Source organism: Microbacterium caowuchunii (assembly GCF_008727755.1).
Taxonomy (GTDB): Bacteria; Actinomycetota; Actinomycetes; order Actinomycetales; family Microbacteriaceae; genus Microbacterium; species Microbacterium caowuchunii.
Genome location: NZ_CP044231.1, coordinates 44,978 through 71,344 on the forward strand (window position 1 = coordinate 44,978; position 26,367 = coordinate 71,344).

The window sequence follows — 26,367 nt, forward strand, 5'->3', positions numbered from 1 at the left end:
ACGCGTTGGGTACGCTTGTGGTGGCGCGTCGGGAAGTCTGGTCGACATCCTCCTTCGTCGAACGTTCCGATTGGTGTCACCTGTGGCTGCACGCACCCCCCGCACTCGTTCCCGCTCCGGCTCGGTCTTCCCGCGCCGTGGCAGCTATACCGAGGCGCGTCGTATCGGGACACTGCTCCGCCGGGAATCCGTCGGCGGCGCCGTTCTGGTGGCCGCCGCCGTGATCGCGATCATCTGGGCCAATTCCCCCGCGGCAGACTCCTACTTCGCCTTGCGCGACTTCACCTTCGGATACGAACCGTGGCACCTCGAGCTGTCCGTCGGCGCCTGGGCCGCGGACGGACTGCTCGCGATCTTCTTCTTCCTCGTCGGACTCGAACTCAAGCGCGAGGTGATCGCGGGCGACCTGCGGGATATCCGCACGGCCGTCGTCCCCGTCGCCGCAGCGGTGGGCGGGGTGCTCGTCCCCGCGGCGATCTACGCTGCGATCGTCTGGCAGGAGCCGGGTCTGCGCGGCGGATGGGCCATCCCCACGGCCACGGACATCGCCTTCGCGGTGGCCGTGCTCGCTCTCGTCGGGTCGCATCTGCCGAGTCCGCTGCGCATCTTCCTGCTGACGCTCGCGGTCGTCGACGATCTCATCGCCATCGTCATCATCGCGATCTTCTACACGAGCGACCTGAACCTCGTCGCGCTCCTGCTCGCCGTGCTCGTCATCGCGGTGTACGGATTCATCGCCCAGCGCTACCAGAGGTTCTTCCGGCTCAAGTCCTCGGCGGCCTGGTTCATCCTGCTGCCGCTGGGACTGGTCGCATGGGGCTTCCTGCACGCATCGGGGATCCACGCCACGATCGCCGGCGTCGCGTTGGCGTTCACCATCCCGGTGCGTCCGCCTCGGGGTGCGAGCCCCGCCGAGGCGGAACAGTCGGGACTCGCGGAGGTCTTCGAGCACCGGTTCCGTCCGCTGTCGACCGGGTTCGCCGTGCCGGTGTTCGCGTTCTTCGCCGCCGGTGTCGCGATCGGGGGATGGGACGGCGTCGTCCGCGCCGCGACCGATCCGGTCACCCTCGGCGTCGCCGCCGGGCTGGTCCTGGGAAAGCCCATCGGGATCGTCCTCGCGACCAGGCTCGTGACCGCCTTCACCCACGCGCGACTCGACCCCTCACTGCGATGGGTCGACCTGGCCGGGGTGGGGGTCCTGGCGGGCATCGGCTTCACCGTCTCGCTGCTCATCGCGGAGCTCAGCTTCGGCATCGGCAGCCCGCACAACGACGACGCCAAGATCGCCATCATGCTGGCCTCGCTCATCGCCGCCCTCGCGGCATCCAGCATCCTGATCGTGAGGAACCGTCAGTACCGGCGCATCGCCGAGGCCGAGGCGGTCGACGCCGACGGCGACGGCATCCCGGACGTCTACCAGACCGGCGACGAGCCGCGCTGACGCCCGGCGCCCGTGCCCGGTGCGGCCCCATGCGCCGGCCCGCGGGCCTTCCGCCGTGCACAACGGCGGAGATCCACCCCGACACCCCGGCGCGGATGCCGCGGCGCCGGGGTGTCGCGGCTGTCTTCCGCCGTTGTGCGGCGGTGGTGCGGGATGGCGGTACGCGGGGTCAGCGGTGGTGCGGTGGTGGTGCGGGATGGTGGTGCGCGGGGTCAGCCGTGCACAACGGCGGAGATCCACCCCGACACCCCGGCCCGGATGGGTGGGCACCGGGGTGTCGCGGACGATCTCCGCCGTTGTGCAGGCACGGCCACAGGGTCGGCGACCGGAACGGCGCCGGCGACCGGAACAGCGGCGCGACGGGGATGCGGCGGGTCAGTCGGTGCCGGAGTCGAACGCGGCGGCCTCGCTGGCCGCATCCGTCGCCTCGGCGAGCTCCTCGTTCGCGGCGGAGAGCGGGGTCGCGCTCTCGATGATCTCGTGGCTCTCGCCCCGGCGCAGCTCGCCGACGAGCTCGCCGGTCGCGCCGCCGATGAGACCCATCCCGGCGTACTGCTCGAGCCGGGCCCGGGAGTCGGCGATGTCGAGGTTGCGCATCGTGAGCTGCCCGATGCGGTCGGTGGGACCGAAGGCGGCGTCGCCGACCCGCTCCATCGAGAGCTTCTCGGGGGAGTAGGACATCGTCGGCGCCGTCGTGTCGAGCACCGAGTAGTCCTCGCCCCGGCGCAGCCGCAGGGTGACCTCGCCGGTGATGGTCGATCCGACCCACTTCTGGATGGACTCGCGCAGCATGAGCGACTGCGGCTCCAGCCAGCGTCCCTCGTACATGAGGCGGCCGAGGCGTCGGCCCTGCTCGTGATAGGTGGCGAGCGTGTCCTCGTTCAGGATGGCGTTGACCAGGCGCTCGTAGGCGATGAACAGCAGCGCCATGCCGGGGGCCTCGTAGATGCCGCGCGACTTCGCCTCGATGATGCGGTTCTCGATCTGGTCGCTCATGCCGAGCCCGTGGCGGCCGCCGATGCGGTTCGCCTCGAAGACCAGCGCCACCGGGTCGGTGTACTCGACCCCGTTGAGGGCGACCGGACGACCGCCCTCGAAGCGGACCGAGACGTCCTCGGTGGCGATCTCGACCGCCGGGTCCCAGAAGCGCACGCCCATGATGGGCTCGACGGTCTCGAGCGACACGTCCAGGTGCTCGAGCGTCTTGGCCTCGTGCGTCGCGCCCCAGATGTTCGCGTCGGTGGAGTACGCCTTCTCGACGCTGTCCCGGTAGGGGAAGCCGTGCGCGACGAGCCACTCGCTCATCTCCTTGCGGCCGCCGAGCTCCGTGACGAAGTCGGCGTCGAGCCACGGCTTGTAGATGCGCAGCGCGGGGTTCGCGAGCAGGCCGTAACGGTAGAACCGCTCGATGTCGTTGCCCTTGTAGGTGGACCCGTCGCCCCAGATGTCGACGCCGTCCTCCTTCATCGCACGCACGAGGAGGGTGCCGGTCACGGCGCGGCCGAGCGGCGTCGTGTTGAAGTAGGTGCGTCCGCCGGAGCGGATGTGGAACGCGCCGCAGGCGAGAGCGACGAAGCCCTCCTCGACGAGGGCGGCCTTGCAGTCCACGAGTCGCGAGATCTCCGCGCCGTACTGTGCCGCGCGGCCGGGGATCGACTCGATGTCGTCTTCGTCGGGCTGGCCGAGGTCGCCCGTGTAGGTGCAGGGGACGGCGCCCTTGTCGCGCATCCACGCGACGGCGACGGAGGTGTCGAGCCCTCCCGAGAAGGCGATGCCGACGCGCTCGCCGACGGGAAGGGACTGCAGGACCTTGGACATACCTCAATCCTACTGAGCGCGCGGGCGTAGGCCGTGCCCTGACCGGTCCCGCATCCGGGCACGCGCCCCGATGCGAACGGAGGTGGACCGGCCGAGAAGAGGACGGAAACCGCCGGAATGTCCTCTGCCCGGGCGAATGTCCTCGCCGCGGCGGGACGGGCGGAACCGCGGCGGGACGGGATCGGCCGGATGCCGGGCCGGATCAGCCGATCGCGACCCCGGTGATCGTCACAGGGGTCGCCGGCGGCCCGTCGGCCGCGCCGCCCTCGGCTCCCGCGGCCGCGATCTCGCGCACGACGGCGAGGCCCGCGGCATCCATCGTGCCGAACACCGTGTACGCGGGCGGCAGCTCGCTGTCCTCGTAGACGAGGAAGAACTGCGAGCCGTTGGTGTCGGGACCGGCGTTCGCCATCGCGACGGTGCCCGCCGGGTAGGTCTCGGAGCCGTCGAGCTCGTCCGCATAGCTGTACCCGGGACCACCCCTGCCGTTGGCGCTCGGGTCGCCGCACTGCAGCACGAAGATCCCCGACGTCGTGAGGCGGTGGCACGTGGTGTCGGTGAAGTAGCCCTGCTCCGACAGCCCGACGAAGCTCCCCACCGTGCACGGGGCGCTGTCGGCGTCCAGAGTCAGGGGGATGTCACCCGCGCTGGTGGCGAGCGTCGCGGCGACGGTGCCGCTGCGGGTCGGCTCCGCGGGCGGGGGCGTCACCTCACGGGCGGACGGGCCGCCCACGATGTAGCTGCAGGTCCCGGATGCCTCGGACTCGGACGCCTCCGGGGACGATATCGCGGGGGCGGGACCGCCGGTCGAGCATCCGGCGAGGACGACGAGGGCGAGCGCGACGAGGGGGACGGTGAGCAGGCGGCGACGCATGGGATCAGCGTAACCGGCGGCCGGCGCCGGACACCCGGCGCGGCGGTGGCGGGCCGGGTGTCCGGCCACGGTGTCCCCTGGGTTCTCCCGGAGCCCCTGGTGGGGCTCAGTGCGCGTGGATGTCGGAATCGTCGACGAACACCACGTTCTTCTCACCGGCACGGATCGGCAGCGGGAAGCGGTTCGAGGCCGGGGGGAGCGGGCAGTTGTACTGCGCGGAGAACCCGCACGGCGGCACGAACGCCCGGTTGAAATCGAGAACGACCGGTCCGGGCGCGCCGAAGCCGGTGCCCTCGGCGCGCTCGACGAACAGGAAGCGGCCCGAGCCGTAGGTCTCCGTGCCGTTCGTCTCGTCGCCGAACACCAGCAGCAGCACGCCGCCGTCGTCGAAGGCGGCGACGGTGTACTCGGTGCCCTGGATCTCCACGATCACGTCGCCCGGGACGACGAGGTCGCGGGTGCCGCCGTTGTCGCGGATGTGCTCGAAGGGAACCGTGCGGTCGGCGGCGATGGGCTCGAAGCGACCGGTCAGCACCCATGCGGGATCGAACGGGTACGTGGCGATGCGGTCGAATGCGCGGATGGCGGGGGAGTCGGCATCCCAGACGCGCAGCCCGTACTCGATGTCCCCGTCCGGGGAGGTGGCGCGCTGGATCTGGGTGACCGTCCGGCCCGGTCCCGCCTCGGCCTGGGCGGCCTCGAGATCCGGGCGCTCCCCGGTCCAGCGGGTCTCGATCAGCGCGAGGTTCCCGGTCGGTGCGGCGACGGCGGCGAAGCGCTCGGCGCGCCAGCGGTGGTGATCGGCGGGGGAGGGCATGGCTCAGCAATTCTCGAGAAGGAGGGAGCGACGCACCAAACGCGCGTCATATGACGCAATCGGACGCCGCACCGCTTTATTCCGCGCGCGGCCGATCGGGGGCCGATCGGGCGCGTCGATAGGATGGGGTGTACCGATCGGCAATAAGCGAGGAGCTTCCATGCCAGGCATCGTGATCGTCGGAGTCCAATGGGGGGACGAGGGGAAGGGCAAGGCCACCGACCTCCTGGGCGAACGCACCGACTGGGTGGTGAAGTTCAACGGAGGCAACAACGCCGGTCACACGGTGGTGATCGGCGATGAGAAGTACGCGCTGCACCTGCTGCCCAGCGGCATCCTCTCCCCGGGTGTCAACGCCGTCATCGGCAACGGCGTCGTCGTCGACCTCGAGGTCCTCTTCGCCGAGATCGAGGCGCTCAACGCCCGGGGCCTCGACACGTCCCGCCTCCGGGTCAGCGCCAACGCGCACATCATCACGCAGTACCACCGCACCCTCGACAAGGTGACCGAGCGCTTCCTCGGCAAGCGGCAGATCGGCACCACGGGGCGCGGGATCGGTCCCGCCTACGCGGACAAGATCAACCGCGTCGGCATCCGGGTGCAGGACCTGTTCGACGAGAACATCCTGCGGCAGAAGGTGGACGGCGCCCTCGACCAGAAGAACCACCTCCTGGTGAAGGTGTTCAACCGCCGCGCCATCACCGTCGACGAGATCGTCGACGACCTGCTGTCCTACGCGGATCGGCTGCGGCCGATGGTGGCCGACACCGGCCTGCTGCTCTCCGACGCGCTCGACGCGGGCGATGTCGTGGTGTTCGAAGGCGGCCAGGCCACGATGCTGGACGTCGACCACGGAACGTATCCGTTCGTCACCTCCTCGTCGGCGACGGCGGGCGGCGCGGCCACGGGTTCGGGCGTCGGCCCGAACCGGCTCGACCGCATCGTCGGGATCGTGAAGGCGTACACGACCCGCGTCGGGTCCGGCCCGTTCCCCACCGAGCTCTTCGACGAGCAGGGCGATTTCCTGCGCTCGCGGGGCTTCGAATTCGGCACCACGACCGGCCGGCCGCGCCGCGTCGGCTGGTACGACGCCCCGGTCACCCGGTACGCGACGCGCATCAACGGCATCACGGACCTGGTGCTCACCAAGCTCGACATCCTCACCGGGATCGAGCGCATCCCGGTGTGCGTCGCCTACGACGTGGACGGCAGGCGCTTCGACGAGGTGCCGGTCAACCAGACCGACTTCCACCACGCGACGCCGGTCTACGAGTACTTCCCCGGCTGGACCGAGGACATCTCCACCGCCCGCACGTTCGAAGACCTGCCCCTTGCGGCCCGCGAGTACGTGCTCGCCCTCGAGGAGATGAGCGGCACGCGCATCTCGGTGATCGGCGTGGGCCCCGCCCGTGACGCCGTCATCGTGCGCCACGACCTCGTCGACTGATGCGCTTCTGGGTGGGCGGGTACGCCGCCGGGATGGGCGGCTCCGCGACCGGGATCGGCGGACTCGTCGCCGGGGAACCGGACTCCCCGCTCACCGGCGGCGAACTCGCGTTCACCGGCACGAGCGCGCCGAGCGCGGACTCGCCCTCCTGGCTCACCCCGCATCCGTCCCACGACATCGTCTATGCGGCGCTCGAGGGAGCCGGAGCGGTGCAGGCCTACCGGCGCACCGGGGAGCGATCCCTGCGCCCGCTGGGTGCACCCGTCCCGGTGGGCGATTCCGTCTGCCACATCGCCGTCGCCCCGGATGCCTCAGCCCTCGTCGCGTCGTGCTGGGGTGACGGCCGGGTGGTCCTGGTCGACCTGGACGCGGGCGGCCGTCCCGGTTCCGCGACCATCGCCCCCGCGGCCGTGGATCCGTACGCCCCGATCGACCCGGAGGCGCCGGCCGACCCCGGGGCACCGACCGACCCGGGGGTGCCCGGTGCCGCCCAGGGCGCCGTGCTGTTCTCCTCGCCGGACGTCGACCTGGCGCTCGCCGCGCAGGCGCTCCGCGCGGCCGCCGGCTCCGAGTTCGCGCACCTGGTGCCGGACTACGCGCTTCCGCCGGATCCCGTACCGGGTGCACCGGATGACGCGGACGATCCCGTCGCCCCCGGGCGCGCGTCCCACGCCCACCAGGCGGTGTTCCTGCCCGGCGGACTCCTCGCGACGACCGACATGGGGTTCGATCTCGTCCGGTTCTGGCGCCGCGGCGCCGCCGGGTTACGCCCGGTGGGGGCGGTCCCCCTGCCCCGCGGGAGCGGTCCCCGGCACATGGTGCGCCATCCGAGTGGTCATCTGTACGTCGTGACCGAGCTGTCCTGCGAGGTCTTCGCACTCGCCCCGGACCGGACCGGCGCATGGCGGATCGTGGGCGGCACGACCCTCGCGGCGGAGGTGCGCCCCGGGGCCGACCTCGCCGCCGAGCTCGCCTCGTCCGCCGACGGTGAGTTCCTGTATGCCGGCGTCCGGGGCAGCGACACGCTGGCCGCCGTGCGGGTGCGCGGTGGCGGCGAGACGCTCGTTCCCGTGGCGCTCGCCGAGACGGGGGTCGTCTGGCCCCGGCACCACCTGATCGTCCGCGACACCGTCCTCGTGGCGGGGGAGCGCTCGGACCAGGTCTCCGTGCTCACCCTCGATCTGCGCACGGGCGTCCCCTCCCGGACGCGCCGGCGCGTCGAGGTGCCGACCCCGACCTGCCTGCTCCCCGTGCGCTGAGCCCGTCAGTCCTCGGGGACGGTCTTGGCGTCCTGTCGCGGGATGACGACGGTCTTCAGGATCAGCAGCACCGAGGCGGTCACCGGGATCGCGACGAGTGCGCCGAGGAGGCCCAGCAGCGTGCCGCCGACGAGGGCGCCGATGACCACAAGGGCGCCCGGGATCGAGATGGCGCGGTTCATGACGCGCGGCGTGAGGATGTATGCCTCGACCTGCATGTAGACGAGGTAGGCGATCGCGAAGATCAGCGCACCCATCGGGTCGGCGAACAGGGCGACGACGGAGCCGATGACCCAGAACAGCACGGTACCGACGAGCGGGATGAGGGTGATGAGGAACGCGACGACCGAGAGCAGCAGCGGGAACGGGAGTCCGAGGATGAGGAACAGGATCCCGACGAAGGTGGCGTTGCAGAACGCGAGGATGACCATCCCCATGAGGTAGCCACCGATGGACTCGGTGATCTTCTCGGTGAGGTCGGCGACCCGCGGGCGGGTGTAGGCGGGGACCAGCCGATAGAAGGACTGCTTGATCGCCGGCAGTGACGCGAGGAAGTAGAGGCTGAGGACGAGGATGATGATGACCCCGGAGATGCCGGAGACGATCGTCATGCCCACCTGGAACACGCCGCCGCCGATCGCGGCGATGTTGGAGGGGTTCACGAGGAAGCTCTGGACGTGACTCAGGATGTCGCCGACCGAGTCGCCGAACTGTGTCTGCAGCCAGCTGTAGGTGTCCGACTTCTGGAACGTGGAGATCAGCTTCGGTACATCCCGGACGAACTGCGAGACCTGGCGCACCACGGTCGGGATGACGAGCATGAGCACGCCCACGAGCACGAGGACGAATCCCAGGTACACGATGACCATGCCCCAGGTGCGGCTGAGACCGCGCCGTTCCAGGGCGCGGACGATGGGGTCGAGCCCGAGCGCCGCGAACATTGCGAACACGACGTAGATGATGATGGTCGAAAGATGCGAGACCGCCAGTCCCAGCACGACGGCGATCAGACCGCCCAGCGTGATGAAGAACCCCAGTGCGAAGGGATGGTGGATCGCACGCCACCGCCCGGGGATGGCCGCGGACGGCGTGGCGGGGGGCGTCGTGTCGCCGGCGGACCCCGGAAGCGCATCGGTCATGCCTCACACTCTAGGGGTGCGGCCGCGGACGGTAGTCTCGAATCGTGGAGGACGCCATGACCGAGCCCGACGACCCGACCGCGACCCTTCTGAATCTGCGCGCCAGCATCGACAACATCGATGCCGCGCTCATGTACATGCTCGCCGAGCGGTTCCGCTGCACGAAGCAGGTGGGCGAGCTCAAGGCGCGACACGGGATGCCCGCCTCCGACCCCGCCCGCGAGGAGAAGCAGATCGCACGCTTGAAGACCCTCGCCGAGAACGCGGACCTCGATCCGGAGTTCGCGGAGAAGTGGTTCAACTTCGTGGTCGCCGAGGTGATCCGCCACCACACGGCGGCCGCGGAAGGCCGCTGAGTCCTCGCCGGTCGTCGAGTCGTGGGCACGGGGGAGCGCGGGTACGGGCGCGCACTGCTGACCATCGCGCGCCGGACGCGCGGAGTCCGGTACGTCCGTCGCCCGGAGCAGGGCGACACCTCGGCCTTCGACCTCGCGTACGTGCGCACCGGCCCCCGGGGAACGCGCCCGCCCGTGGTGGTCATCCCCGGAGGCCCGGGTCTCGGCTCGGTGCTGCCCTACCGTTCGCTGCGCTCGATCGCGGCGCGCAGAGGGCTCGACCTCATCATGGTCGAGCACCGCGGCGTCGGGCTGTCGCGCCGGGACCTCGCCGGGCGCGACCTGCCGCCCGGCGCCCTGCGCATCCCGGACGTGCTCGACGACATCGCCGCGGTCCTCGACCGGGAGGGCGTGTTGCGCGCGCACATCGTGGGCTCCTCCTACGGCAGCTACCTCGCCTCCGGCTTCGGCGTCGCCCACCCCGGTCGGGTCGCCGGGATGATCCTCGACTCGGCCCTGCAGTCCGCGGACGAACTGGACCTGGAACGCACCGTCATCCGCGATCTCCTCTGGGATGCGCCGAGTGAGGCCGCCGGTCTGGTGCGGCGGCTGACCGACACGGGCATCGATCAGCGCGTCCTCCTCGACGTCGCGCGCGCGGCGTATGAGCTCGGGGGCGACCGGCTGCTGATCCCGGTGCTGCGACGTCGCCTGCGTCATCGCTGGAGCCGGGTGTGGCGGGGCCTTGAGGCCTACGCCACTCGCGACACGGAGAACACCCGGGTGCCAGGAATCTTCGAGTTCGACCTTGTCGGGGCGATCGGGTTCCGCGAGCTGGGCTACGGCGCGGTGGCCGATGGGCTCCCGCTCGACCCGGCGCTCACGTACGCTCCGCTGGCCGGACGGTTCCCGTCGTTCGAGGGCGAGCCGTTCGACCTCGCTGAGGGCGTGCGGCGCTTCGACTGGCCGCTCGTGCTGCTCAGCGGCTCGCGAGACCTCCGCACGCCGCCCGCGATCGCCGCGCGGGTGGCCGCGGCGGCACCACGGGCGGTGACGGTGACGATCGAGAACGGGCACAGCGCGCTGGATACCCACCCGATCGCGCTGCTCAACGCCATCGACCGACTCGTCCAGGGGACGCAGGACTCCCTCCCGGCGCTCGCGCCGCAGCTCGACCGCCTGCCGCGCCGGGGGCTGGCCGCTCGCGCGCCCGAGCTCCTCACCGCGGTCTTGGCCGCCCGCCCGTAGCCTCCGCCCCCGCTCCCGCATCCCTCTCAGCCGGCGAGCCACCCCTCTGCCAGCGAGCCACCCCTCTACCGGCCGCAGTCAACGGGCCCTCTCGCCGCGACAGGGGTGGTTCGGTGGCCCCGCAGGGTCAGATGCGCTGGGCGTGGACGTCCAGGAGAGCGGCGGCGTCGGCGGGGGTCATGCCCTCGATCTGCTCGCCGTTCCAGACGATGTCCTCGCTCATGGCCTTGAGGAGCTCCTCGCGGTGGCCGTGGGCCAGCTTCGCACCGTGCAGCAGCGCGGCCGGTCCCCACATCATCGCCAGCGAGTCGTGCCAGCCGTGCCCGATGTCGTGCACGTGCAGCAGGTCGTGCAGCGAGGTCCCCAGGTGCGAGATGCGCTCGGTGAACGCGTCGGCGAGCACGGCGAGCCGGATCTGCCGCTCCACGCCCGGTTCGACGACCACCGGCGCCGGCGCGACGCCGTGCAGCGCCTGCAGGAATTCCGCGGTCTCGAGCAGGATCACGCCGTTCGTCGGGCGCGGGTTGCACTCGATGGCGTAGAGCTCCCCGTCGTGGTTGACGAAGTCGAACGAGAGCTGACCGGTGAAGGACGGGTCGAGCTCGTCGATGAGCCGCTGCGTGTACTCCAGCGTCTTGGTGCTGTCCTCCGCGAGGAAGGTGATCCCGGTGCTGTGCGCCCACTGCTCCGGCGCGCTGTAGGTGCACTGGGCCGTGACCCGGCCGTCCACGATGATGCTGTACGTGCAGATCATCGGCCCGTCGGTGAAGGGCTGCACGAGCCAGGGCTGATCGGCGGTCGGGTGGCAGTCCGCGACATCCATCTTCCCGGCGAGGGGGCCGGTGTTCGTCAGCAGACCCACGCCCCCGCGCGAGAAGACGGCTCGCGCGAAGAACTGCGGGAAGCGGGCGATGGCGGCGTGCAGCTCGTCCTCGTCCGAGACGACGACGGTTTCGGGGATCGGAACCCCGGCCCGCTCCACGAGACGCTGGAAGCTGCCCTTGTCATGCAGCTGCGCGAGCTTGTCGAAGCCGCCCGCGAACAGCCGGACGCCCTCGGGGAGGTCATTGATCCGCGCTGCGAGGTAGAAGACCTCCTCGAACGTGGGGATGATCGTGTCGATCTCGTGCTCGGTGACGATGCGGCACACGTCGGCGATGAACCGGTCGGTCTCGAACCGCGGTGACGCGGTCACGACGTGGGCGGACAGGTACTTCGAGTGGCTGCCGATCGCCCCGGCGTACGTGTCGGCGGCGACCACGTAGTGGCCGCCGCTGCCGAGTTTGCGGATGATGTCGAGCGCGAAGGTGTTGCGGGAGCTGGTGACCAGGGCGCGCATCGGCCGTCCTCTTCAGTGTCGTTACGGGTGGCCTCAGGCTATCGGATGCGGCTCGCCCGTCCGCAGGTCCGGCCCCCGGGCGGCGCCCCGCGGGTGGCACGACGAGGCGGGCCCCGAGGATCACCCCGGGGCCCGCGTTCTGGTCGGGTGCTGTCGCCCGCTCAGGGCACCGCGCGGCGCAGCACGGGGAAGGAGACGACCGCCAGGACGGCCGCCACCCCCGCCATGAGCAGGGCGAGTCCGCCGGATCCGAGCCGCGCGAACCAGCCGAACACCTCCACCCAGGCATCCGCTTGACCGATCAGCCACAGCGCGGCCACGAACAGCACCGCGATGCCGAGGATGACGATGGTCAGCCACATCGTGCCGAACCGCTTGTACAGCGTGGCCCCGGCGAAACCGATGACGAAGAACAGCATCGCGAGGGTGAAGAAGAAGAACCCGGCGACGAGCGGTCCCTGTTCCCACAACCAGTCGAGGGCGAAGAAGTACCCGTTCATTCCCCATCCGTTCGTGGCCTTCTCGATCAGCCCGCCGATCACGAAGATGACGGCCAGCATCGCCGAAGTCAGTGCGGCGGTGAGCAGAGTGCCGAGGTAGAACTCTCGCCGGGTCACGCTCATCGCCTGGGAGAACGGGAAGGTGAGGGTCAGCGCCTGCGCACCCACGACGGCGAAGTACCACAGCGGCGCTTGCGCTCCGCCGCCGTACATCTCCGTCTCCACGCCGGCGTTCGCGATGATCCCGTAGATCGCCAGGGTGATGACGAGTGACCCCGCGAGCACGAGCAGCGGGACCCAGATGTAGGTCTGCCGGTTGATCAGCTGCATCCGGACGACGTTCAACGTGCGACTCATCGCAGTGCTCCTTCCGTGTTGGCGGCCGCGTCCTCCGCGGCGTTCTGGGTGGCCCGCACGATGAGCTGTTGCAGGGATACGGGTGTGACATCGAGCCCCCGCGCGGAGAGCTCCGCGCGGTCGGCTGCGGAGAGGCTCCCCATGACCGTCACGGACGCGACGCGACCGAGGGTCTCGCGGTGGACGACGCTGCGCCCCGCCACGAAGGCGTCGACGGCGGCGCTGTCCCCCACGATGTTCGCGGCCCGGTCGCGCACCGCATCCGTGTCCTCGTCCATGATGATCCGGCCATGGTCCACGACCAGGACCTTCTCGATGAGGTTCGCGACCTCGTCGATGAGGTGACTGGAGAGCACGACGGTGCGCGGGTGCTCGACGTAGTCCTCGAGGAGGCGGTCGTAGAAGATCTGGCGGGCCACGGCGTCGAGGCCCAGGTACGGCTCGTCGAAGAAGGTGATCTCGGCGCGCGCGGCGAGCCCGATCACGACGCCGACGGCGGAGAGCTGTCCACGGGACAGTTTCTTGATCCGGGTCTTGAGCGGGAGCTGGAAGTCCGCGATCAGGCGGTCCGCGAAGTCCTGGTCCCAGTTGGGGAAGAAGAGACGTGCGGTGCGGAACGCGTGGGACGGCAACGCGTCGTCCGGGTACTTCTGGCCCTCCCGCACGAAGCACATCCGGGACAGGACCCGGGCGTTCTCGTACGGGTCCTCGCCGAACACGCGCACCTTGCCGGAGGTGGCGAAGCTCTGCGCCGTGAGGATGGACATGATGGTGGTCTTGCCGGCGCCGTTGCGACCGAGCAGACCATAGATGGTGTTCTTCTCGAGCGCGAAGCTGACATCGTCGACGGCCACGGTGTCGCCGTAGCGCTTGGTGAGGCCGGTCACCTCGATCACGGGGTTCACTGCGGGTTCCCTTCGGAAGAATGCGGGCGGGACCCGACCGCGGCGCGGTCGAGGATGAGGCGCGTGAGGTCGTCGGGTCCGAGCCCGAGCTTGCCCGCCTCGATGAGCAAGGGGTCGACGTACCTGTCGGCGAACGCGGTGCGCCGCTCCGTGAGGAGGCGGTCACGTGCACCGGGCGCGACGAACATGCCGATCCCACGACGCTTGTAGAGCACGCCCTTGTCGACGAGCATGTTCACTCCCTTCGCGGCCGTGGCCGGGTTGATGCGGTGGAAGGCCGCGAGTTCGTTGGTGGACGGGGCCTGGCTCTCTTCCGCCAGCGTCCCGTCGACGATCGAATCCTCGACGCTCTCCGCGATCTGCAGGAAGAGCGCTCTGCCTTCTTCGATCACGCCGGCCTCCTGTTCTGTGGTTCATTACTTGACTAAGTAACCATGCAACACGGGATGGGCGGATGTCAAGCGGTCGAGAGAGAAAGTGGACAGTGCGCGGGCGCGCGTAGGGGATGCCCGATCCGCGTGCAAATCCCTCCGCCGATTTGCGATGCGCTGCATTCGCATGACAGGTTCGAAGAGGCCCGTCGCCGGGCCGACGACCAGTCCGCGGTCGTCCCGCCATCCCCGCATGGCGCTGGACGAGCGTACGGTCGGCGATCGTGACCGGGCCGGATGCCCGGAGCGCCGCGTCCCGACGCAGGCACGCACGGTCACCACCCGGGCGTGACCGATGCAGCCAGCGCACCGGGCTGCCGAGGTGCAACACAGTGTCAGGCGAACACGCAATCGAAGCAAAGAACCTGTTCAAGGTCTTCGGCCGTCACCCTGCAGCCGTGATCGAGGGCCTCAAGGCGGGCAAGTCCCGTGCCGAGCTCGCCGAGCGCGGCACCGCCGCCGTGATCGACGCGAGCTTCACGGTCGCTCCCGGCGAGATCTTCGTCATCATGGGACTCTCCGGCTCCGGCAAGTCGACCATCATCCGGATGCTGAACGGGCTCCTGCCGCCTTCCGCCGGTGAGGTCCTCGTGCAGGGCCGCAGCGTCACACGGGCCTCCGCCGCGGAACTGCGCCGCATCCGCCGGTCCTCGATCTCGATGGTGTTCCAGCACTTCGCGCTGCTTCCGCACCGCACCGTCCTCGACAACGCCGCCTACGCGCTCGAGATCCAGGGCGTCGGCCGCGAGGAGCGTCGCGCCCGCGCTCGCGAGATCCTGGCGAAGGTGGGCCTCGACCAGCGCACGGATGCCTACCCGGACGAGCTGTCCGGCGGCATGCGCCAGCGCGTGGGCCTGGCCCGTGCGCTCACCGCGGGTACCGACATCCTTCTCATGGATGAGGCGTTCTCCGCGCTCGATCCCCTCATCCGGCGCGAGATGCAGGAGCAGCTGATCGAGCTGCAGCAGGAACTCGGCCGCACGATCGTGTTCATCACGCACGACCTCAACGAGGCGATGTTCCTCGGCGACCGGATCGCGGTCATGCGCGACGGGCGTATCGTGCAGACCGGCACCCCGGAGGAGATCCTCACCGACCCGGCGAACGACTACGTCGCCCAGTTCGTGCAGGACGTCGACCGCACCCGCGTGCTGACCGCGAGTGCCGTCATGGAGCCCCCGCACCTGCGTCTGCCCGTCACCGCGGGGGTCCGCGGGGCACTCCGTCTCCTGCGCGAACAGCAGGCGAGCGCGGTGTTCGCGCTCGAGAACCGCAGGCTCGTCGGAGTCGTCACCGATCGTGCCGTCATCCGGGCGGTCAAGGCGGGGCAGACCGATCTCCGCAAGATCGTCGACACCTCGGTGCTCACGGTCGGCCCGGACGACCTGCTCACCGACATCGTCGAGCGAGCCGTGGAGTCCCCGGTGCCCCTCGCCGTCGTCGACGACAACCGCCGCCTCGTCGGCGTCATCCCTCGCGTCACCCTGCTGGCAGCCCTCGGGAACGTGCCGACCACCACCCGGGAGATGCCCATCATCCAGTCGCCCATCGAGATGGTGGCGGAGTTCACCCCGTTGATGGACGCGGTCGCGGCCGAGCCCCCGACCGTCCGGGCCGGAGACGTCGCCGTGCCGGTGGACGCCGCCGTGGAAGGGAGTGAGCGCTGATGGACGGTTTCTTCCGGTTGCCGGTCGGCGAGATCGCCGAGCAGGCCGTGACCTGGGTGGTCGCGAACCTCAAGGGGTTCTTCGACGTGCTGCGCACGATCTTCGTGGAGATGTACGACGCCCTCTCCTGGGTGCTGTCCACACCGTCGTTCTGGGTTGTCGTGGTCGTGGCTGCGGCTATCGCCGTCCTCGCGCGGGGATGGCTTTTCGGTGCCGGGACGGCCGTGGGGCTGTTGTTCATCGTGGCCGTGGACCAGTGGGACAACGCGATGGCGACGCTCGCCCTGATCCTCGTCGCGACCGTCTGGGCGCTCGTCATCGCCATCCCGCTCGGGATCCTGGCCGCTCAGAACGACGTCTTCTCCAAGATCATCCGGCCGGTGCTGGATTTCCTGCAGACCATGCCCGCCTTCGTGTACCTGATCCCGGCGCTGCTGCTGTTCCGCGTGGGCGTGGCCCCCGGGATCGTCGCCACGATCATCTTCGCGCTCGCCCCCGGCGTGCGGCTCACCGAACTCGGCATCCGCGGCGTCGACCGCGAGGTCGTGGAGGCGGGTCACGCCTTCGGTGCGACGGGCGGCCGCATCCTCCGGCAGATCCAGCTGCCGCTGGCGCTGCCGACGATCATGGCCGGGGTGAACCAGGTGATCATGCTCGCCCTGTCGATGGTCGTCATCGCCGGGATGGTCGGAGCGGGCGGTCTCGGCGGCGACATCGTCGCGTCGCTCAACCGGCTCGACACCGCACTCGGGGTCGAAGCGGGCCTCGCCGTCGTGATCATCGCCATCATCCTGGACCGCCTCACGGGAGCGTTCGGTCGCCGGATCGGGCTCTTCTCCCGGCTGGTGGGCTCGCTCGGGCGCCGGCGCGCGGACAACGGGCAGACGGTCCCCGTTCCCGTTGCGGAGCCCGCCCGCTCCGCCCCGGTCAGCGTCGGCTGACCGCAACAGGCCTGCGGACACCGCTCGCCGGTGTCCGTCGTCCCGGGTCCCACCGGGACAGGCGGTGGGGGAGAGACTCCCGCCGAGGAAGGAACACAGCATGAAGAAGCACGCATTCGCGTCCCTCGCTCTCGCGTCGGTCGCGGCACTCGCCCTCACCGGCTGCGCCGGCGGGACCGATGACGACACGACCGGGGATGCCGCGGGCGAGTCGAAGGGCGCACTGACCATCGCGGTCTTCGAAGGCTGGGAGGAGGGCATCGCCACCTCCGAGCTCTGGAAGGTCGTCCTCGAGGAGCAGGGCTACGAGGTCGAGCTGAAGCCGGTCTCCGCGGCGCCCGTCTTCCAGGGTCTCGCGGACGGGGACTACGACTTCACCACCGATGTCTGGGAGCCCGTCACGCACGCGGACTACCTGGGCCAGTACGGCGACAAGATCGAGAAGCTCGGCACGTGGAACGACGAGTCCAAGCTCACGATCGCCGTCAACGAGGACGCGCCGATCGACTCGCTCGACGAGCTGGCAGGCGCCATCGACGAGTTCAACGGGAAGATCATCGGGATCGAGCCGGGCGCCGGCCTCACCTCGGTGACCGAGAACGAGGTCATCCCCGGGTACGGGCTCCAGGACTTCGACTACATCACCTCCTCGACGCCCGCCATGCTGTCCGAGCTGCAGGCGGCGACCGACGCCGGCGAGAACATCGTCGTCACCCTCTGGGAGCCGCACTGGGCTTACAGCGCCTTCCCGCTGAAGAACCTCGAGGACCCGAAGGGGACCCTCGGTGGCGCGGAGACGCTGAGCTCCTACAGCCGCATCGGCTTCGCGGATGACTTCCCGGAGGTCGCCGAGTGGCTGGCGAACTTCACCATGGACACGGCGATGCTCGCCGACCTCGAGGACGCCATGTTCAACGAGAACGCGGGCGCCAAGGACTGGAACCCGATCGTGAAGGCCTGGGTCGAGGACAACCGCGACTACGTGGACGCCCTGACCAGCTGACACCCCGCCCCCTGGCGTGTTCCTTCGAGGCGCGCGCCAGGGGGCGTCCGTCTGCACGGGCGTCCGGGGATCCCGGCCGAGCGGAGGAGATCTGGCCAGGGGAGGGCCGAATCGGGTTCTGCGGCCCTCCGCCCGGCGGATATCCTCCACCCGGCAGGCGAGGGCGCCGTCTCAGCCGCGCTCGGGCGGAAGCTGCTCGGGGTGTGGAGGGTCGTGAGGCTCTGGGGCGGAGCCGGGGGAGGCCGGCGGCGCGGATGGCGGGGGCAGTGGGGGTCGCTCGGATGTCGTGAGCTCCAGCGCGACCTTCCGCTCCAGCACGTCGATCGCCCCGTCCGACAGTGAGATCAGCCCGTCCAGCTCCTCGCGCACGCGCTTGTAGGCCAGTTGTCGCTCCGCCGGCGTGGCCGCCTCGTCCACTGCCACGGTCAGCAACTGCTTCGCGACGTCCAGACGCTTTCGCTCGGGTGCGGTGAACGAGGAGTCCTTGAGCCGGCGGGCGTCCCGCTCGGCGAGCTCGAACGCCACCTCGTAGTCGGTCACGGCGTTCTGGTACGCCGCGACCTCCGGCGGCGTGGGAGCGGGGCCGGATGCTGGAGGGCGCAACCGGTCGGCCACCTTCTTCGCCCGCAGGAAACCGGCCGTCAGCGGCTGGCGCCCGTCACTCATCGCCGGGTAGGCGATCATCTTCGCCACGTCCAGTTCGTACTCGAGCCAGCGGGCCGTGATGGCGTCGTGCTCGGCCTGCGTACGGGCGAGGAGATCCGCGGCCGAGGCGGTGGGAGCGGCCTCAGCAGGCGTGTCCGGCTCGGTCCTGTGCCGAGCGGCGATCTCGACCGCTTTCATCTCGCGCTTGGCCTCGAGGATCTCCAGCCGCCGCTTGTGCCGGCGCTTCGCCGAGCGTTCCCAGGCGCTGCCGACGCCGCCGAGGGCCCCCATCAGGGGGAAGGCGAGCCACCAGTAGCTGCCCAGGAACTGGAAGAAATCCACGGCTCCATCGTAGGTGCGCGCTCAGCGGGACGCGGGCGGGCGCTGCCGGCGTCCGGGCACCGGCCATACCGGTTGCGGCAGCGGATCGCGCCGGGCGCCGGACTCGCCCCGGTCATCGGCATCCGCGGCCGGGGAGGGCGCCGCCGCGCGCGCTGAGGGGGCGGGGCGGCCGGCTCCGGAGACGGGCTCCGTGGGAGGGGTTCCGGATGCGGCTGCGGGGCGCGATGGCGCCGGGGATGCGGGACGGAACGCCTCTCGCGCGGGCGTGCGGGGCGGTGTCGCGGCCCGCGCGGAGGTCGCCCGCAGGGCGGCGTCCTCCGCGGCCGTGAAGGCCGCCTCCATGGTGCGGACGGCGCGACGGTACGCGACGAAGTCCCCCGGGCTCATGCGGGCGGTGGGAGCGGCGGGCCGCAGCCATTGCGCGTCGCGCTGCGCCTGGAGGAACGCCGCCGTCGTCGGATGGTGCGGATCGGACATCTGCGGGAAGGCGAGTGCCGTCTCCACATCCGTCTCGTACTCGAGCCACCGCGCGTTCAGGGCGTCGTGCTCGCGCACGAGCTGCGCGAGGGGCAGGTCGGCGGATGCGCCGCCGTTCAGACGTACGCGTTCGGCACGCACCCGGCTGCGCGCGGCCTTCAGTGCGAGGCCGGCCGCACGCTGGGCCTGCTTCGCCTGCTGGAGCTGGCGTCGTGCATCGGGGACGCTCGCGATGCCGGGGGCGGGCACTCCGCGCTGCGCCTGCGCCGAGAGCAACTGCGCCTGCGCGGAACGGGTGTCGGCCTTCGCGGAGACGAGGGCGCGTGCGGCGAGCTGCTCCTCGTGCCGCGCGGCGTCGAGCGCCAGCCGCCGCGCGCGGCGGCGACCGGTCGTCAGACCGACATAGCTGACGGCTCCGAGACCCACGGTCGTCGGAGCGGCCCACCACCAGGCGGCGAGGAACTCGAGCAGCGGCTCCACCCTGTCATGCTAACCGCCGCGGTGGACGGTGCCGAGGTCTCAGCCGAAGAGCAGCGCGATGACGGTGGATCCGCCACCGACGAGCACGAGCGCCACGATGACGACCCAGGCCACGATCTTCATCCGGGCCTGACGCTTCTGGCCGTACAGCTCGGTGTCGTCGTCGTCCATCTCGCGCCTTCCCCCTGATCCGGCCACGCTCACGCGTCGATCTCCGTGACCGTGGGGCCGAAGACCGCCGGAAGCGTCGCGCGCGAGCGCTCCCGCAGCTCCGCCAGCGGCACGGTGAACAGACCCTGCACCTCGAGCGCCGGGTCGTCGCCGTCGGCGGCCGAGTCGGTCACGCCGATGCGCAGCACCGGGTAGTCGCGTCCGTCGCACAGTCCGCGGAACTTCACGTCCTCCTCGCGGGGGACCGTGACGATCACGCGTCCGGTCGACTCCGAGAACAGGGCGGATGCCGCATCCACCCCGTCACGCTCGGAGAGCTCCGAGAGCCACACCCGGGCACCGACGCCGAAGCGCATCACGCCCTCGGCGAGGGCCTGGCCGAGCCCGCCTTCGGAGAGGTCGTGCGCGCTGGAGACGAGGCCCTGGTCGGAGGCGGCGCGCAGCAGCTGGGCGAGGCGCTTCTCCGCAGCCAGGTCGACCGCCGGCGGACGACCGCCGAGGTGGTCGTGGACGACGTCGGCCCATGCCGAGCCGCTGAGCTCGTTGGCGGTCACGCCGAGCAGGTAGATGTTCTCCCCGGCGTCCTGCCAGCCGCTCGGGATGCGGCGGGCGACGTCGTCGATGATGCCCATGACACCCACGACCGGGGTCGGGTGGATGGGGGTGTCGCCGGTCTGGTTGTAGAAGCTCACGTTGCCGCCGGTGACCGGGATGCCGATCTCGAGGCATCCGTCGGACAGCCCCTCGACCGCCTGCGAGAACTGCCACATGACCTCGGGGTTCTCCGGGCTGCCGAAGTTCAGGCAGTCCGTGACCGCGGTGGGCGTCGCGCCGGTGACGGCGACGTTCCGGTACGCCTCGGCGAGGGCCAGCTTCGCGCCCTGGTAGGGGTCGAGCTGGCAGAACCGGCCGTTGCAGTCTGTCGCGATGGCGAACCCGAGCCCGGAGTTCTCGTCGACGCGGATCATGCCGGCGTCGTCGGGGAAGCTCAGCGCGGTGTTGCCCAGCACGTAGTAGTCGTACTGGTTGGTGATCCACGACGTGTCCGCGAGGTTCGGGCTCGACAGCACCCGCAGGAACTGGTCGCGCAGGGTCTCGGGGTCGGTGGCGCGGGGGAGCGCGGCTGCCGAGTCGGCCTGGAGGGCGTCGATCCAGGTGGGGTAGGCGACCGGGCGCTCGTAGACGGGGCCGTCGACCGCGACGGTGGACGGGTCCACCTCGACGATCTGCTCACCGTGCCAGAAGATCTGCAGGCGACCGTCGCCGGTGACCTCGCCGAGCACGCTCGTCTCGACCTCCCAGCGTCCGGTGACCTCGAGGAAGGCGTCGAGCTTCTCGGGCGAGACGATCGCCATCATCCGCTCCTGCGACTCGGACATGAGGATCTCTTCCGGCGTGAGCGACGGGTCGCGCAGCAGGACCTTCTCCAGGTCCACCCGCATCCCGCTGCCGCCGTTCGCGGCGAGCTCGCTCGTCGCGCAGGAGATCCCGGCGGCGCCGAGGTCCTGGATGGCCTCGACGAGCTCGTCGCGGTACAGCTCGAGGCAGCACTCGATGAGCACCTTCTCGGCGAACGGGTCGCCGACCTGGACGGCGGGGCGCTTGGTGGGCCCGCCGTCCGCGAAGGTGTCGGAGGCCAGGATGGACGCGCCGCCGATGCCGTCGCCGCCGGTGCGTGCACCGAAGAGGACGACCTTGTTGCCCGGGCCGGCCGCGTTGGCGAGTTTCAGGTCCTCGTGGCGGAGGACCCCGACCGCGAGGGCGTTGACGAGCGGGTTGCCCTGGTAGACCGAGTCGAAGACGGTCTCGCCGCCGATGTTGGGCAGGCCCAGGCAGTTGCCGTAGAAGGAGATGCCGCTCGTGACGCCGTGCACGACGCGCGCCGTGTCCGGGTGGTCGATGGCGCCGAAGCGCAGCTGGTCCATGATCGCGACCGGACGTGCGCCCATCGAGATGATGTCGCGGACGATGCCGCCCACGCCGGTGGCCGCGCCCTGGAAGGGCTCGATGTAACTGGGGTGGTTGTGCGACTCCACCTTGAAGGTGACGGCCCAGCCCTCGCCGACGTCGACGACGCCGGCGTTCTGCCCCATCCCCACCATGAGACGCTCGCGCATCTCGTCGGTGACCTTCTCCCCGAACTGGCGGAGGTAGATCTTGCTCGACTTGTAGGAGCAGTGCTCGCTCCACATCACCGAGTACATGGCGAGCTCGCCGCTGGTCGGGCGCCGGCCCAGGATCTCGCGGATGCGGGCGTACTCGTCGGGCTTGAGGCCCAACGCGGCATACGGCTGCTCCCGGTCGGGAGTCGCGATGGCGTTCTCGACGGTGTCGGCGGCGGGACGCGACGGCGCCTCGGAAGAAATAGGGGTGGTCACGCGGCTGAACTCCAGGATTCACGGGGGCCGGACCCGTTCATCCTACTCGGCGCTTCCGTGCGTCCGCCCCTGTTGTTGCGCGGGCCCCGTGCGTCCCGAGGCATGTTGAGTGTTCACCCGGGCCCGCCCGCCGATGCACCCGTTGAGTGTCCACAACACGCGGGGTGGTGGCGGCCGCATCCGGCGTGTCCTGGACACTCGACCTGAAGGGCGGCCGGGGGGACCTGAGGCGTGGTGGTTCCGTCTCACTCCGGTGCGCAGTAGGCTCCGAGCCCGAGAGCCGCGCGAGGTGGTCAGATGAGCCTGCTTCCGGGCGGAGCCGATGGGAATGCGCGAACGATGTGGGGTGCAGAGACGGTGAGGATGCGGAAGACCGCGCCGTCACGCGGGTCCGCCGCATGAGCAGGACCAGCGTGCACGACGGACCGGGCGGTCCGAGGAGGAGCGCACCGTGGGTGCCCGTGTCCGCCGCCCTCGGCTGGGTCGGACTGCTCGTGCACAATGTGGCCGATTTGCCGGGTCAGACGATCGTCAGCCCGGAATCGCTCATCCCTCTGGCGCTGACGGTTGTGCTCGTCGCTGCGTGGTTCACGCGGCTGCGATCCGTCGCGGCGTGGGCCCTTTTGGGGTGGGGTGTGTTGAACCTCCTGGGTGCGATCTTCACCGTGCTGCCCCTGCCGATCCTTCCTTTCGATCCGGCTCAGACTCCCGCCCACTACGCGTTCCACGTGCTCTACGGGATCACCCAAGTGCCGCTCGTCGTCACCACTGCGATCTGGCTCCGGCGTCGGATATAGCGGCCGTTTCCGCACGCTCGCCTGCGGCCCCGGATCGCCACAGCCCTCCGTGCAGAGCGCCTGGTGCACCCCTGCACCCGCTGCGCGCCTGCTGAACGACCGCGGCCTCCGGAGCCGCATCGGCGGTTCGCTGCATTCAGTGCACCGACGACACAGGCAGTGCAACGAGAAGCCCAGAGATGCAACGCGAGTGCATTCCCGACAGGACGGGGGTTGTCCGGGCGACCCCAGAGGTCTAACGTGCAACCAAATGGTTGTACATCTGACGCTCAACGACGACGAGGTGGACCGGGTCTTCCGGGCCCTCGCCGATCGCACACGCCGCGACATCCTGCGGCGCACCCTGCAGACCGAGCAGTCCGTGTCGGCGCTCGCCGCCACCTACGACGTCTCGTTCGCCGCCGTGCAGAAGCACGTCGCCGTGCTCGAGGCGGCGCACCTCGTCGTCAAACGCGCCGAGGGGCGGGAACGGCTCGTCCGGGCGGACCCGGACACGATCGTCCGGGCTCGGCGTCTGCTCAACGAGTACGAGCACATGTGGCGGGCCCGGGTCGACCGGCTCGACGATCTGCTCGCCGTGGATCCCTGACGGACGCGGCAGTCGCCGCATCCGTCCTCCATGCAACGAATCCGGAGAACGACATGCCTGTCACCGCTGTCAACACCGACACCGCCGACCTGACGATGACCGTCGTCGGCGACTTCCCCGCCCCCGTCGCCCGGCTCTGGCGCGCCTTCACCGACCCGCGCCAGCTCGAGCGCTTCTGGGGGCCGCCCGGATGGCCCGCGACCTTCACCTACTTCGACTTCGAGGTGGGCGGTCGCGCACGGTACGAGATGACGAGCCCGCGCGGGGAGAAGTCCCGAGGGGCGTGGGAGTTCCTGCGCATCGAACCGGAGACGGGTTTCGAGGTACTGGACGGCTTCGTCGACGAGGACGGCAAGGCCACCGCGGACATGCCCTCGATGCGCATGACGTTCGAGTTCACCGAGACCGCCGAAGGCTCGCGCGTCACCTGCGTGACCACCTTCCCCTCCGAGGATGCGCTCGAGCAGATGCTCGCGATGGGCGCCGAGGAAGGCAGCTCCATGGCCTTCGATCAGCTTGCGATCGTGCTGTCGGACCTGCGTGAGTACGCACAGGGGAAGGGCACCTGGACCGAGCTCCTCGACGACCAGCACGTGCGGATCAGCCGCCTCATCGACGGGCCGCGCGAACTCGTCTGGCGCGCGCACACCGAGCCCGAGCTCATGCGGCAGTGGATGCTGGGCCCGGACGGATGGCGCATGACCGTGTGCGAGATCGACACCGCCCCCGGGGGGAAGTACCGCTACGAGTGGACGCCCGAGGAGGGTGTGGCGGGCGAGCCGTTCGGCTTCGATGGAGAGTCGCTGCTCACCGAGCGCCCGCGACGGATGGTGAGCACCGAGCACATGACCGGGACCGACTACCCGTCCACGCTCAACGACCTGTCGCTGTACGAGGAGGACGGTGCGACCCTCGTCACGGTGCTCATCGAGTACCCCGACAAGGAGACCCGCGACGCGGTGCTCGCCACCGGTATGACCGACGGCATGGAGGCGAGCTACGCGCGGATGGAGCGCGTGCTGCTGGGCTGAACCGCTGCTGCCGACCCTCTCCCTCCCCGCTTCTGCGTGGGGGGAGAGTCGGCTGTGAGGACGATCAGGCGGGTCCTGCTAGGGTTGTGTCGCGCCTTCGTGCGCTGCGTCGTCGATACGCTTCCGGCCTCTCTGAGCGGCCGTGGAATTTCTCGAGCGGCGAAACGATGCGGGATCCCCCGCCGTCGCCCCACCTCAGCGGTCGTCTCCGATCGCTTCTCATCCGAAAGCCCCTATGCCTTCCTTCATCGATCTCGGCGTGCCCGCACGCCTCGCCCGCGTCCTCACCGAGTCCGGTAAGAGCGAGCCGTTCCCCATCCAAGAGGGCACGCTGCCCGACTCTCTCGCCGGGCGCGATGTGCTCGGCCGCGGCCGCACCGGCAGTGGCAAGACCCTCGCGTTCTCGCTGCCGCTGGTCACCCGTCTCGAGGGCGGACGCCGCACTTCGGGTCACCCGCGCGGACTCGTCCTCGCCCCGACGCGTGAGCTCGCGACCCAGATCGCGGCGACGCTGATCCCGCTCGCCGAGGTCGCCGGCCTCACCGTCACCACCATCTTCGGCGGCGTCAGCCAGAAGCCGCAGGAGCAGGCGCTGCGCGCCGGCGTCGACATCATCGTCGCGTGCCCCGGCCGTCTCGACGACCTCATGAAGCAGAAGCTCGTGCACCTCGACCGCGTCGAGATCACCGTGCTCGACGAGGCCGACCACATGGCCGACCTCGGGTTCCTCCCCGTCGTCACCCGCGTCCTGTCGGCGACCCCCCGCGGCGGACAGCGGATGCTGTTCAGCGCCACGCTCGACCGCGGTGTCGATGGCCTGGTCCGCAAGTTCCTGCAGAACGAGGTCCGGCACGAGGTCGACGAGTCGAGCGTCCCCGCCGCCGCGATGACCCACCGGGTGTTCCAGGTGCAGGACGACGCGAAGAACGACCTCGTCACCGCGCTCGCGTCCGGCAGCGGCCGTCGCATCATGTTCACGCGCACCAAGCACCAGGCCAAGAAGCTCGCGAAGAAGCTGACCGCCGACGGCATCCCCGCCGTCGACCTGCACGGCAACCTCTCGCAGAACGCGCGTGAGCGGAACCTCGCCGCATTCGGCGCCCCGGTCTCGCAGGGCGGCGTGCGTGTGCTCGTCGCCACCGACGTCGCCGCCCGCGGTGTGCACGTCGACAACGTCGAGCTGGTCGTGCACGTCGACCCGCCGACCGAGCACAAGGCGTACCTGCACCGCTCCGGCCGCACCGCTCGCGCGGGCGCCGAGGGCACGGTCGTCACCGTCGTCCAGCCGTCGCAGAAGCGGGATGTGGCGCTCATGCTGCGTCAGGCGGCGATCAGCGCGGAGTTCGAGCTCGTGAACGCGACGCACCAGGCCGTCACCGAACTGGTCGGCGACACCGCGCCGTACGTGAAGCCCGTCCCGGTCACCGAGCAGGGTTCGGGCCGCTCCGGCGGTGCCGGTCGCTCCGGTGGTTCGGGTCGCTCCGGCGGTGCCGGTCGCTCGGGTGGCGCCGGTCGCTCCGGCGGCTCGGGTCGCGCCGGTGCCGGTGCTCCTGCTGCGGCTCGCTCCGGTGGGCGCGCGGCCGCCCGTCCCGCATCCGCATCCGCATCCGCGGGTCGCTCCGGCGCCGCGCACGGGGGCGGCACCGTCTCGCGGTACTCGACCTCGTCGGGTGAGCACACCAACACCGGTGGCGGCGCTCGCCGCCGTGGGGGCAACGGTCGCGCGCAGGCGCCGGCCGGTCGCGCCTGATCCGCTGACTCCCCGCGCCTGATCCGCGCGCACGAAGCCCGCTCGAGCCCATCCCGGCCCGGGCGGGCTTCGCTCTTTCCCGGGCTCTTCTCCCGCGGTGCTCCCCTTCATCCCCCCGCGAGACTGCACGCACAGCACGAGACGGACGTAACCAGCCGCAGTCTCGTGCGTACTATGCAGTCTCGC

General features: G+C 70.5%; 24 protein-coding genes. 12 read left to right on the forward strand and 12 right to left on the reverse strand.

What is annotated here, in order from left to right:
• The first annotated feature begins 82 nt into the window (after nt 1-82).
• Nucleotides 83-1,441: a Na+/H+ antiporter NhaA gene (gene nhaA, locus F6J84_RS00220; RefSeq protein ID WP_238702542.1), complete on the forward strand. Its 1,359-nt coding sequence runs from the start codon at nt 83-85 to the stop codon at nt 1,439-1,441.
• A gap of 375 nt (nt 1,442-1,816) precedes the next feature.
• Here nhaA and argG read toward each other — a convergent pair whose 3' ends face one another.
• From argG to F6J84_RS00235, 3 genes are all read right to left on the reverse strand, one after another.
• Nucleotides 1,817-3,259: an argininosuccinate synthase gene (gene argG / locus F6J84_RS00225; RefSeq protein ID WP_150970399.1), complete on the reverse strand. Its 1,443-nt coding sequence runs from the start codon at nt 3,257-3,259 to the stop codon at nt 1,817-1,819.
• Nucleotides 3,260-3,461: 202 nt separating this feature from the next.
• Complete coding sequence (locus F6J84_RS00230; protein ID WP_150970400.1) at nt 3,462-4,133, reverse strand: peptidylprolyl isomerase; 672 nt, start codon at nt 4,131-4,133, stop codon at nt 3,462-3,464.
• A 106-nt stretch (nt 4,134-4,239) separates the two neighbouring features.
• Nucleotides 4,240-4,950, reverse strand: a complete 711-nt coding sequence (locus F6J84_RS00235; RefSeq protein ID WP_150970402.1) for a DUF1684 domain-containing protein — start codon at nt 4,948-4,950, stop codon at nt 4,240-4,242.
• A 160-nt stretch (nt 4,951-5,110) separates the two neighbouring features.
• Here F6J84_RS00235 and F6J84_RS00240 point away from each other — a divergent pair, with 160 nt between their 5' ends.
• Both F6J84_RS00240 and F6J84_RS00245 read left to right on the forward strand, forming a co-directional pair.
• On the forward strand, nt 5,111-6,397 hold the full coding sequence (locus F6J84_RS00240; RefSeq protein ID WP_150970404.1) for an adenylosuccinate synthase: 1,287 nt from the start codon (nt 5,111-5,113) through the stop codon (nt 6,395-6,397).
• Nucleotides 6,397-7,656: a lactonase family protein gene (locus tag F6J84_RS00245; protein WP_150970406.1), complete on the forward strand. Its 1,260-nt coding sequence runs from the start codon at nt 6,397-6,399 to the stop codon at nt 7,654-7,656. Before F6J84_RS00240 ends, F6J84_RS00245 begins: the two co-directional genes overlap by 1 nt.
• Nucleotides 7,657-7,661: 5 nt before the next feature.
• Here F6J84_RS00245 and F6J84_RS00250 read toward each other — a convergent pair whose 3' ends face one another.
• A complete protein-coding gene (locus F6J84_RS00250) occupies nt 7,662-8,795 on the reverse strand; it encodes an AI-2E family transporter (RefSeq protein WP_150970408.1) in 1,134 nt (377 codons plus the stop codon).
• Nucleotides 8,796-8,851: 56 nt separating this feature from the next.
• On the opposite strand from F6J84_RS00250, the gene F6J84_RS00255 reads away from it, so the two are divergent.
• Together F6J84_RS00255 and F6J84_RS00260 are read left to right on the forward strand one after the other, a co-directional pair.
• On the forward strand, nt 8,852-9,151 hold the full coding sequence (locus F6J84_RS00255) for a chorismate mutase (protein ID WP_150970410.1): 300 nt from the start codon (nt 8,852-8,854) through the stop codon (nt 9,149-9,151).
• Nucleotides 9,152-9,172: 21 nt separating this feature from the next.
• On the forward strand, nt 9,173-10,378 hold the full coding sequence (locus tag F6J84_RS00260; RefSeq protein ID WP_238702543.1) for an alpha/beta fold hydrolase: 1,206 nt from the start codon (nt 9,173-9,175) through the stop codon (nt 10,376-10,378).
• A 127-nt stretch (nt 10,379-10,505) separates the two neighbouring features.
• Here F6J84_RS00260 and F6J84_RS00265 read toward each other — a convergent pair whose 3' ends face one another.
• From F6J84_RS00265 to F6J84_RS00280, 4 genes are all read right to left on the reverse strand, one after another.
• The gene (locus F6J84_RS00265) at nt 10,506-11,717 is read right to left on the reverse strand and encodes an ATP-grasp domain-containing protein (RefSeq protein WP_150970412.1); all 1,212 of its coding nucleotides are present in this window, start codon (nt 11,715-11,717) and stop codon (nt 10,506-10,508) included.
• 161 nt (nt 11,718-11,878) lie between these two features.
• Nucleotides 11,879-12,574 carry a hypothetical protein gene (locus F6J84_RS00270; RefSeq protein ID WP_150970414.1) on the reverse strand — a complete coding sequence of 232 codons (696 nt, stop codon included), beginning with the start codon at nt 12,572-12,574 and terminating at the stop codon, nt 11,879-11,881.
• Complete coding sequence (locus F6J84_RS00275; RefSeq protein WP_150970416.1) at nt 12,571-13,479, reverse strand: ABC transporter ATP-binding protein; 909 nt, start codon at nt 13,477-13,479, stop codon at nt 12,571-12,573. Before F6J84_RS00275 ends, F6J84_RS00270 begins: the two co-directional genes overlap by 4 nt.
• Nucleotides 13,476-13,871 (reverse strand): GntR family transcriptional regulator, encoded by a 396-nt coding sequence (locus F6J84_RS00280; protein WP_150892840.1) that lies wholly within the window; start codon nt 13,869-13,871, stop codon nt 13,476-13,478. Before F6J84_RS00280 ends, F6J84_RS00275 begins: the two co-directional genes overlap by 4 nt.
• Before the next feature lie 371 nt (nt 13,872-14,242).
• Between F6J84_RS00280 and F6J84_RS00285 the strand changes: the two genes are divergently transcribed.
• The 3 genes from F6J84_RS00285 to F6J84_RS00295 all read left to right on the forward strand — a co-directional run bounded on the left by F6J84_RS00285 (nt 14,243) and on the right by F6J84_RS00295 (nt 17,521).
• Nucleotides 14,243-15,577 carry a quaternary amine ABC transporter ATP-binding protein gene (locus tag F6J84_RS00285; RefSeq protein WP_150970418.1) on the forward strand — a complete coding sequence of 445 codons (1,335 nt, stop codon included), beginning with the start codon at nt 14,243-14,245 and terminating at the stop codon, nt 15,575-15,577.
• Entirely contained in the window at nt 15,577-16,518 is a 942-nt protein-coding gene (locus F6J84_RS00290; protein WP_150970420.1) for an ABC transporter permease, read from the forward strand. Before F6J84_RS00285 ends, F6J84_RS00290 begins: the two co-directional genes overlap by 1 nt.
• A 100-nt stretch (nt 16,519-16,618) precedes the next feature.
• Nucleotides 16,619-17,521, forward strand: coding sequence for a glycine betaine ABC transporter substrate-binding protein (locus F6J84_RS00295; RefSeq protein ID WP_150970422.1), 903 nt, complete (start codon nt 16,619-16,621; stop codon nt 17,519-17,521).
• Nucleotides 17,522-17,692: 171 nt separating this feature from the next.
• Here F6J84_RS00295 and F6J84_RS00300 read toward each other — a convergent pair whose 3' ends face one another.
• From F6J84_RS00300 to purL, 4 genes are read right to left on the reverse strand one after another with little or no spacing between them, the layout of a single operon-like run.
• On the reverse strand, nt 17,693-18,508 hold the full coding sequence (locus tag F6J84_RS00300) for a hypothetical protein (RefSeq protein WP_150970424.1): 816 nt from the start codon (nt 18,506-18,508) through the stop codon (nt 17,693-17,695).
• A 21-nt stretch (nt 18,509-18,529) separates the two neighbouring features.
• Nucleotides 18,530-19,465, reverse strand: coding sequence for a hypothetical protein (locus F6J84_RS00305; protein WP_150970427.1), 936 nt, complete (start codon nt 19,463-19,465; stop codon nt 18,530-18,532).
• A gap of 39 nt (nt 19,466-19,504) precedes the next feature.
• A complete protein-coding gene (locus F6J84_RS15725; protein WP_263595996.1) occupies nt 19,505-19,636 on the reverse strand; it encodes a hypothetical protein in 132 nt (43 codons plus the stop codon).
• A gap of 29 nt (nt 19,637-19,665) precedes the next feature.
• Complete coding sequence (gene purL / locus F6J84_RS00310; RefSeq protein WP_238702544.1) at nt 19,666-22,014, reverse strand: phosphoribosylformylglycinamidine synthase subunit PurL; 2,349 nt, start codon at nt 22,012-22,014, stop codon at nt 19,666-19,668.
• Nucleotides 22,015-22,475: 461 nt separating this feature from the next.
• Here purL and F6J84_RS00315 point away from each other — a divergent pair, with 461 nt between their 5' ends.
• From F6J84_RS00315 to F6J84_RS00330, 4 genes are all read left to right on the forward strand, one after another.
• Nucleotides 22,476-22,811, forward strand: coding sequence for a hypothetical protein (locus F6J84_RS00315; RefSeq protein ID WP_150970429.1), 336 nt, complete (start codon nt 22,476-22,478; stop codon nt 22,809-22,811).
• 250 nt (nt 22,812-23,061) lie between these two features.
• Nucleotides 23,062-23,400, forward strand: coding sequence for an ArsR/SmtB family transcription factor (locus F6J84_RS00320; protein WP_150892846.1), 339 nt, complete (start codon nt 23,062-23,064; stop codon nt 23,398-23,400).
• Between the two features lie 53 nt (nt 23,401-23,453).
• Entirely contained in the window at nt 23,454-24,431 is a 978-nt protein-coding gene (locus F6J84_RS00325; RefSeq protein WP_150970431.1) for an SRPBCC family protein, read from the forward strand.
• Nucleotides 24,432-24,666: 235 nt separating this feature from the next.
• Nucleotides 24,667-26,181, forward strand: coding sequence for a DEAD/DEAH box helicase (locus tag F6J84_RS00330; RefSeq protein ID WP_150970433.1), 1,515 nt, complete (start codon nt 24,667-24,669; stop codon nt 26,179-26,181).
• The last annotated feature ends 186 nt before the right edge of the window (nt 26,182-26,367 follow it).

What these genes read in the sequence shown, in the direction of transcription:
- F6J84_RS00270 (WP_150970414.1), bottom strand. Translation starts at nt 12,574, where the DNA reads ATGAGTCGCACGTTGAACGTCGTCCGGATGCAGCTGATCAACCGGCAG.
- F6J84_RS00245 (WP_150970406.1), top strand. Translation starts at nt 6,397, where the DNA reads ATGCGCTTCTGGGTGGGCGGGTACGCCGCCGGGATGGGCGGCTCCGCG.
- F6J84_RS00320 (WP_150892846.1), top strand. Translation starts at nt 23,062, where the DNA reads ATGGTTGTACATCTGACGCTCAACGACGACGAGGTGGACCGGGTCTTC.
- F6J84_RS15725 (WP_263595996.1), bottom strand. Translation starts at nt 19,636, where the DNA reads ATGGACGACGACGACACCGAGCTGTACGGCCAGAAGCGTCAGGCCCGG.
- F6J84_RS00250 (WP_150970408.1), bottom strand. Translation starts at nt 8,795, where the DNA reads ATGACCGATGCGCTTCCGGGGTCCGCCGGCGACACGACGCCCCCCGCC.
- argG (WP_150970399.1), bottom strand. Translation starts at nt 3,259, where the DNA reads ATGTCCAAGGTCCTGCAGTCCCTTCCCGTCGGCGAGCGCGTCGGCATC.
- F6J84_RS00230 (WP_150970400.1), bottom strand. Translation starts at nt 4,133, where the DNA reads ATGCGTCGCCGCCTGCTCACCGTCCCCCTCGTCGCGCTCGCCCTCGTC.
- F6J84_RS00325 (WP_150970431.1), top strand. Translation starts at nt 23,454, where the DNA reads ATGCCTGTCACCGCTGTCAACACCGACACCGCCGACCTGACGATGACC.
- F6J84_RS00330 (WP_150970433.1), top strand. Translation starts at nt 24,667, where the DNA reads ATGCCTTCCTTCATCGATCTCGGCGTGCCCGCACGCCTCGCCCGCGTC.
- F6J84_RS00290 (WP_150970420.1), top strand. Translation starts at nt 15,577, where the DNA reads ATGGACGGTTTCTTCCGGTTGCCGGTCGGCGAGATCGCCGAGCAGGCC.
- F6J84_RS00240 (WP_150970404.1), top strand. Translation starts at nt 5,111, where the DNA reads ATGCCAGGCATCGTGATCGTCGGAGTCCAATGGGGGGACGAGGGGAAG.
- F6J84_RS00255 (WP_150970410.1), top strand. Translation starts at nt 8,852, where the DNA reads ATGACCGAGCCCGACGACCCGACCGCGACCCTTCTGAATCTGCGCGCC.
- F6J84_RS00265 (WP_150970412.1), bottom strand. Translation starts at nt 11,717, where the DNA reads ATGCGCGCCCTGGTCACCAGCTCCCGCAACACCTTCGCGCTCGACATC.
- F6J84_RS00295 (WP_150970422.1), top strand. Translation starts at nt 16,619, where the DNA reads ATGAAGAAGCACGCATTCGCGTCCCTCGCTCTCGCGTCGGTCGCGGCA.
- F6J84_RS00235 (WP_150970402.1), bottom strand. Translation starts at nt 4,950, where the DNA reads ATGCCCTCCCCCGCCGATCACCACCGCTGGCGCGCCGAGCGCTTCGCC.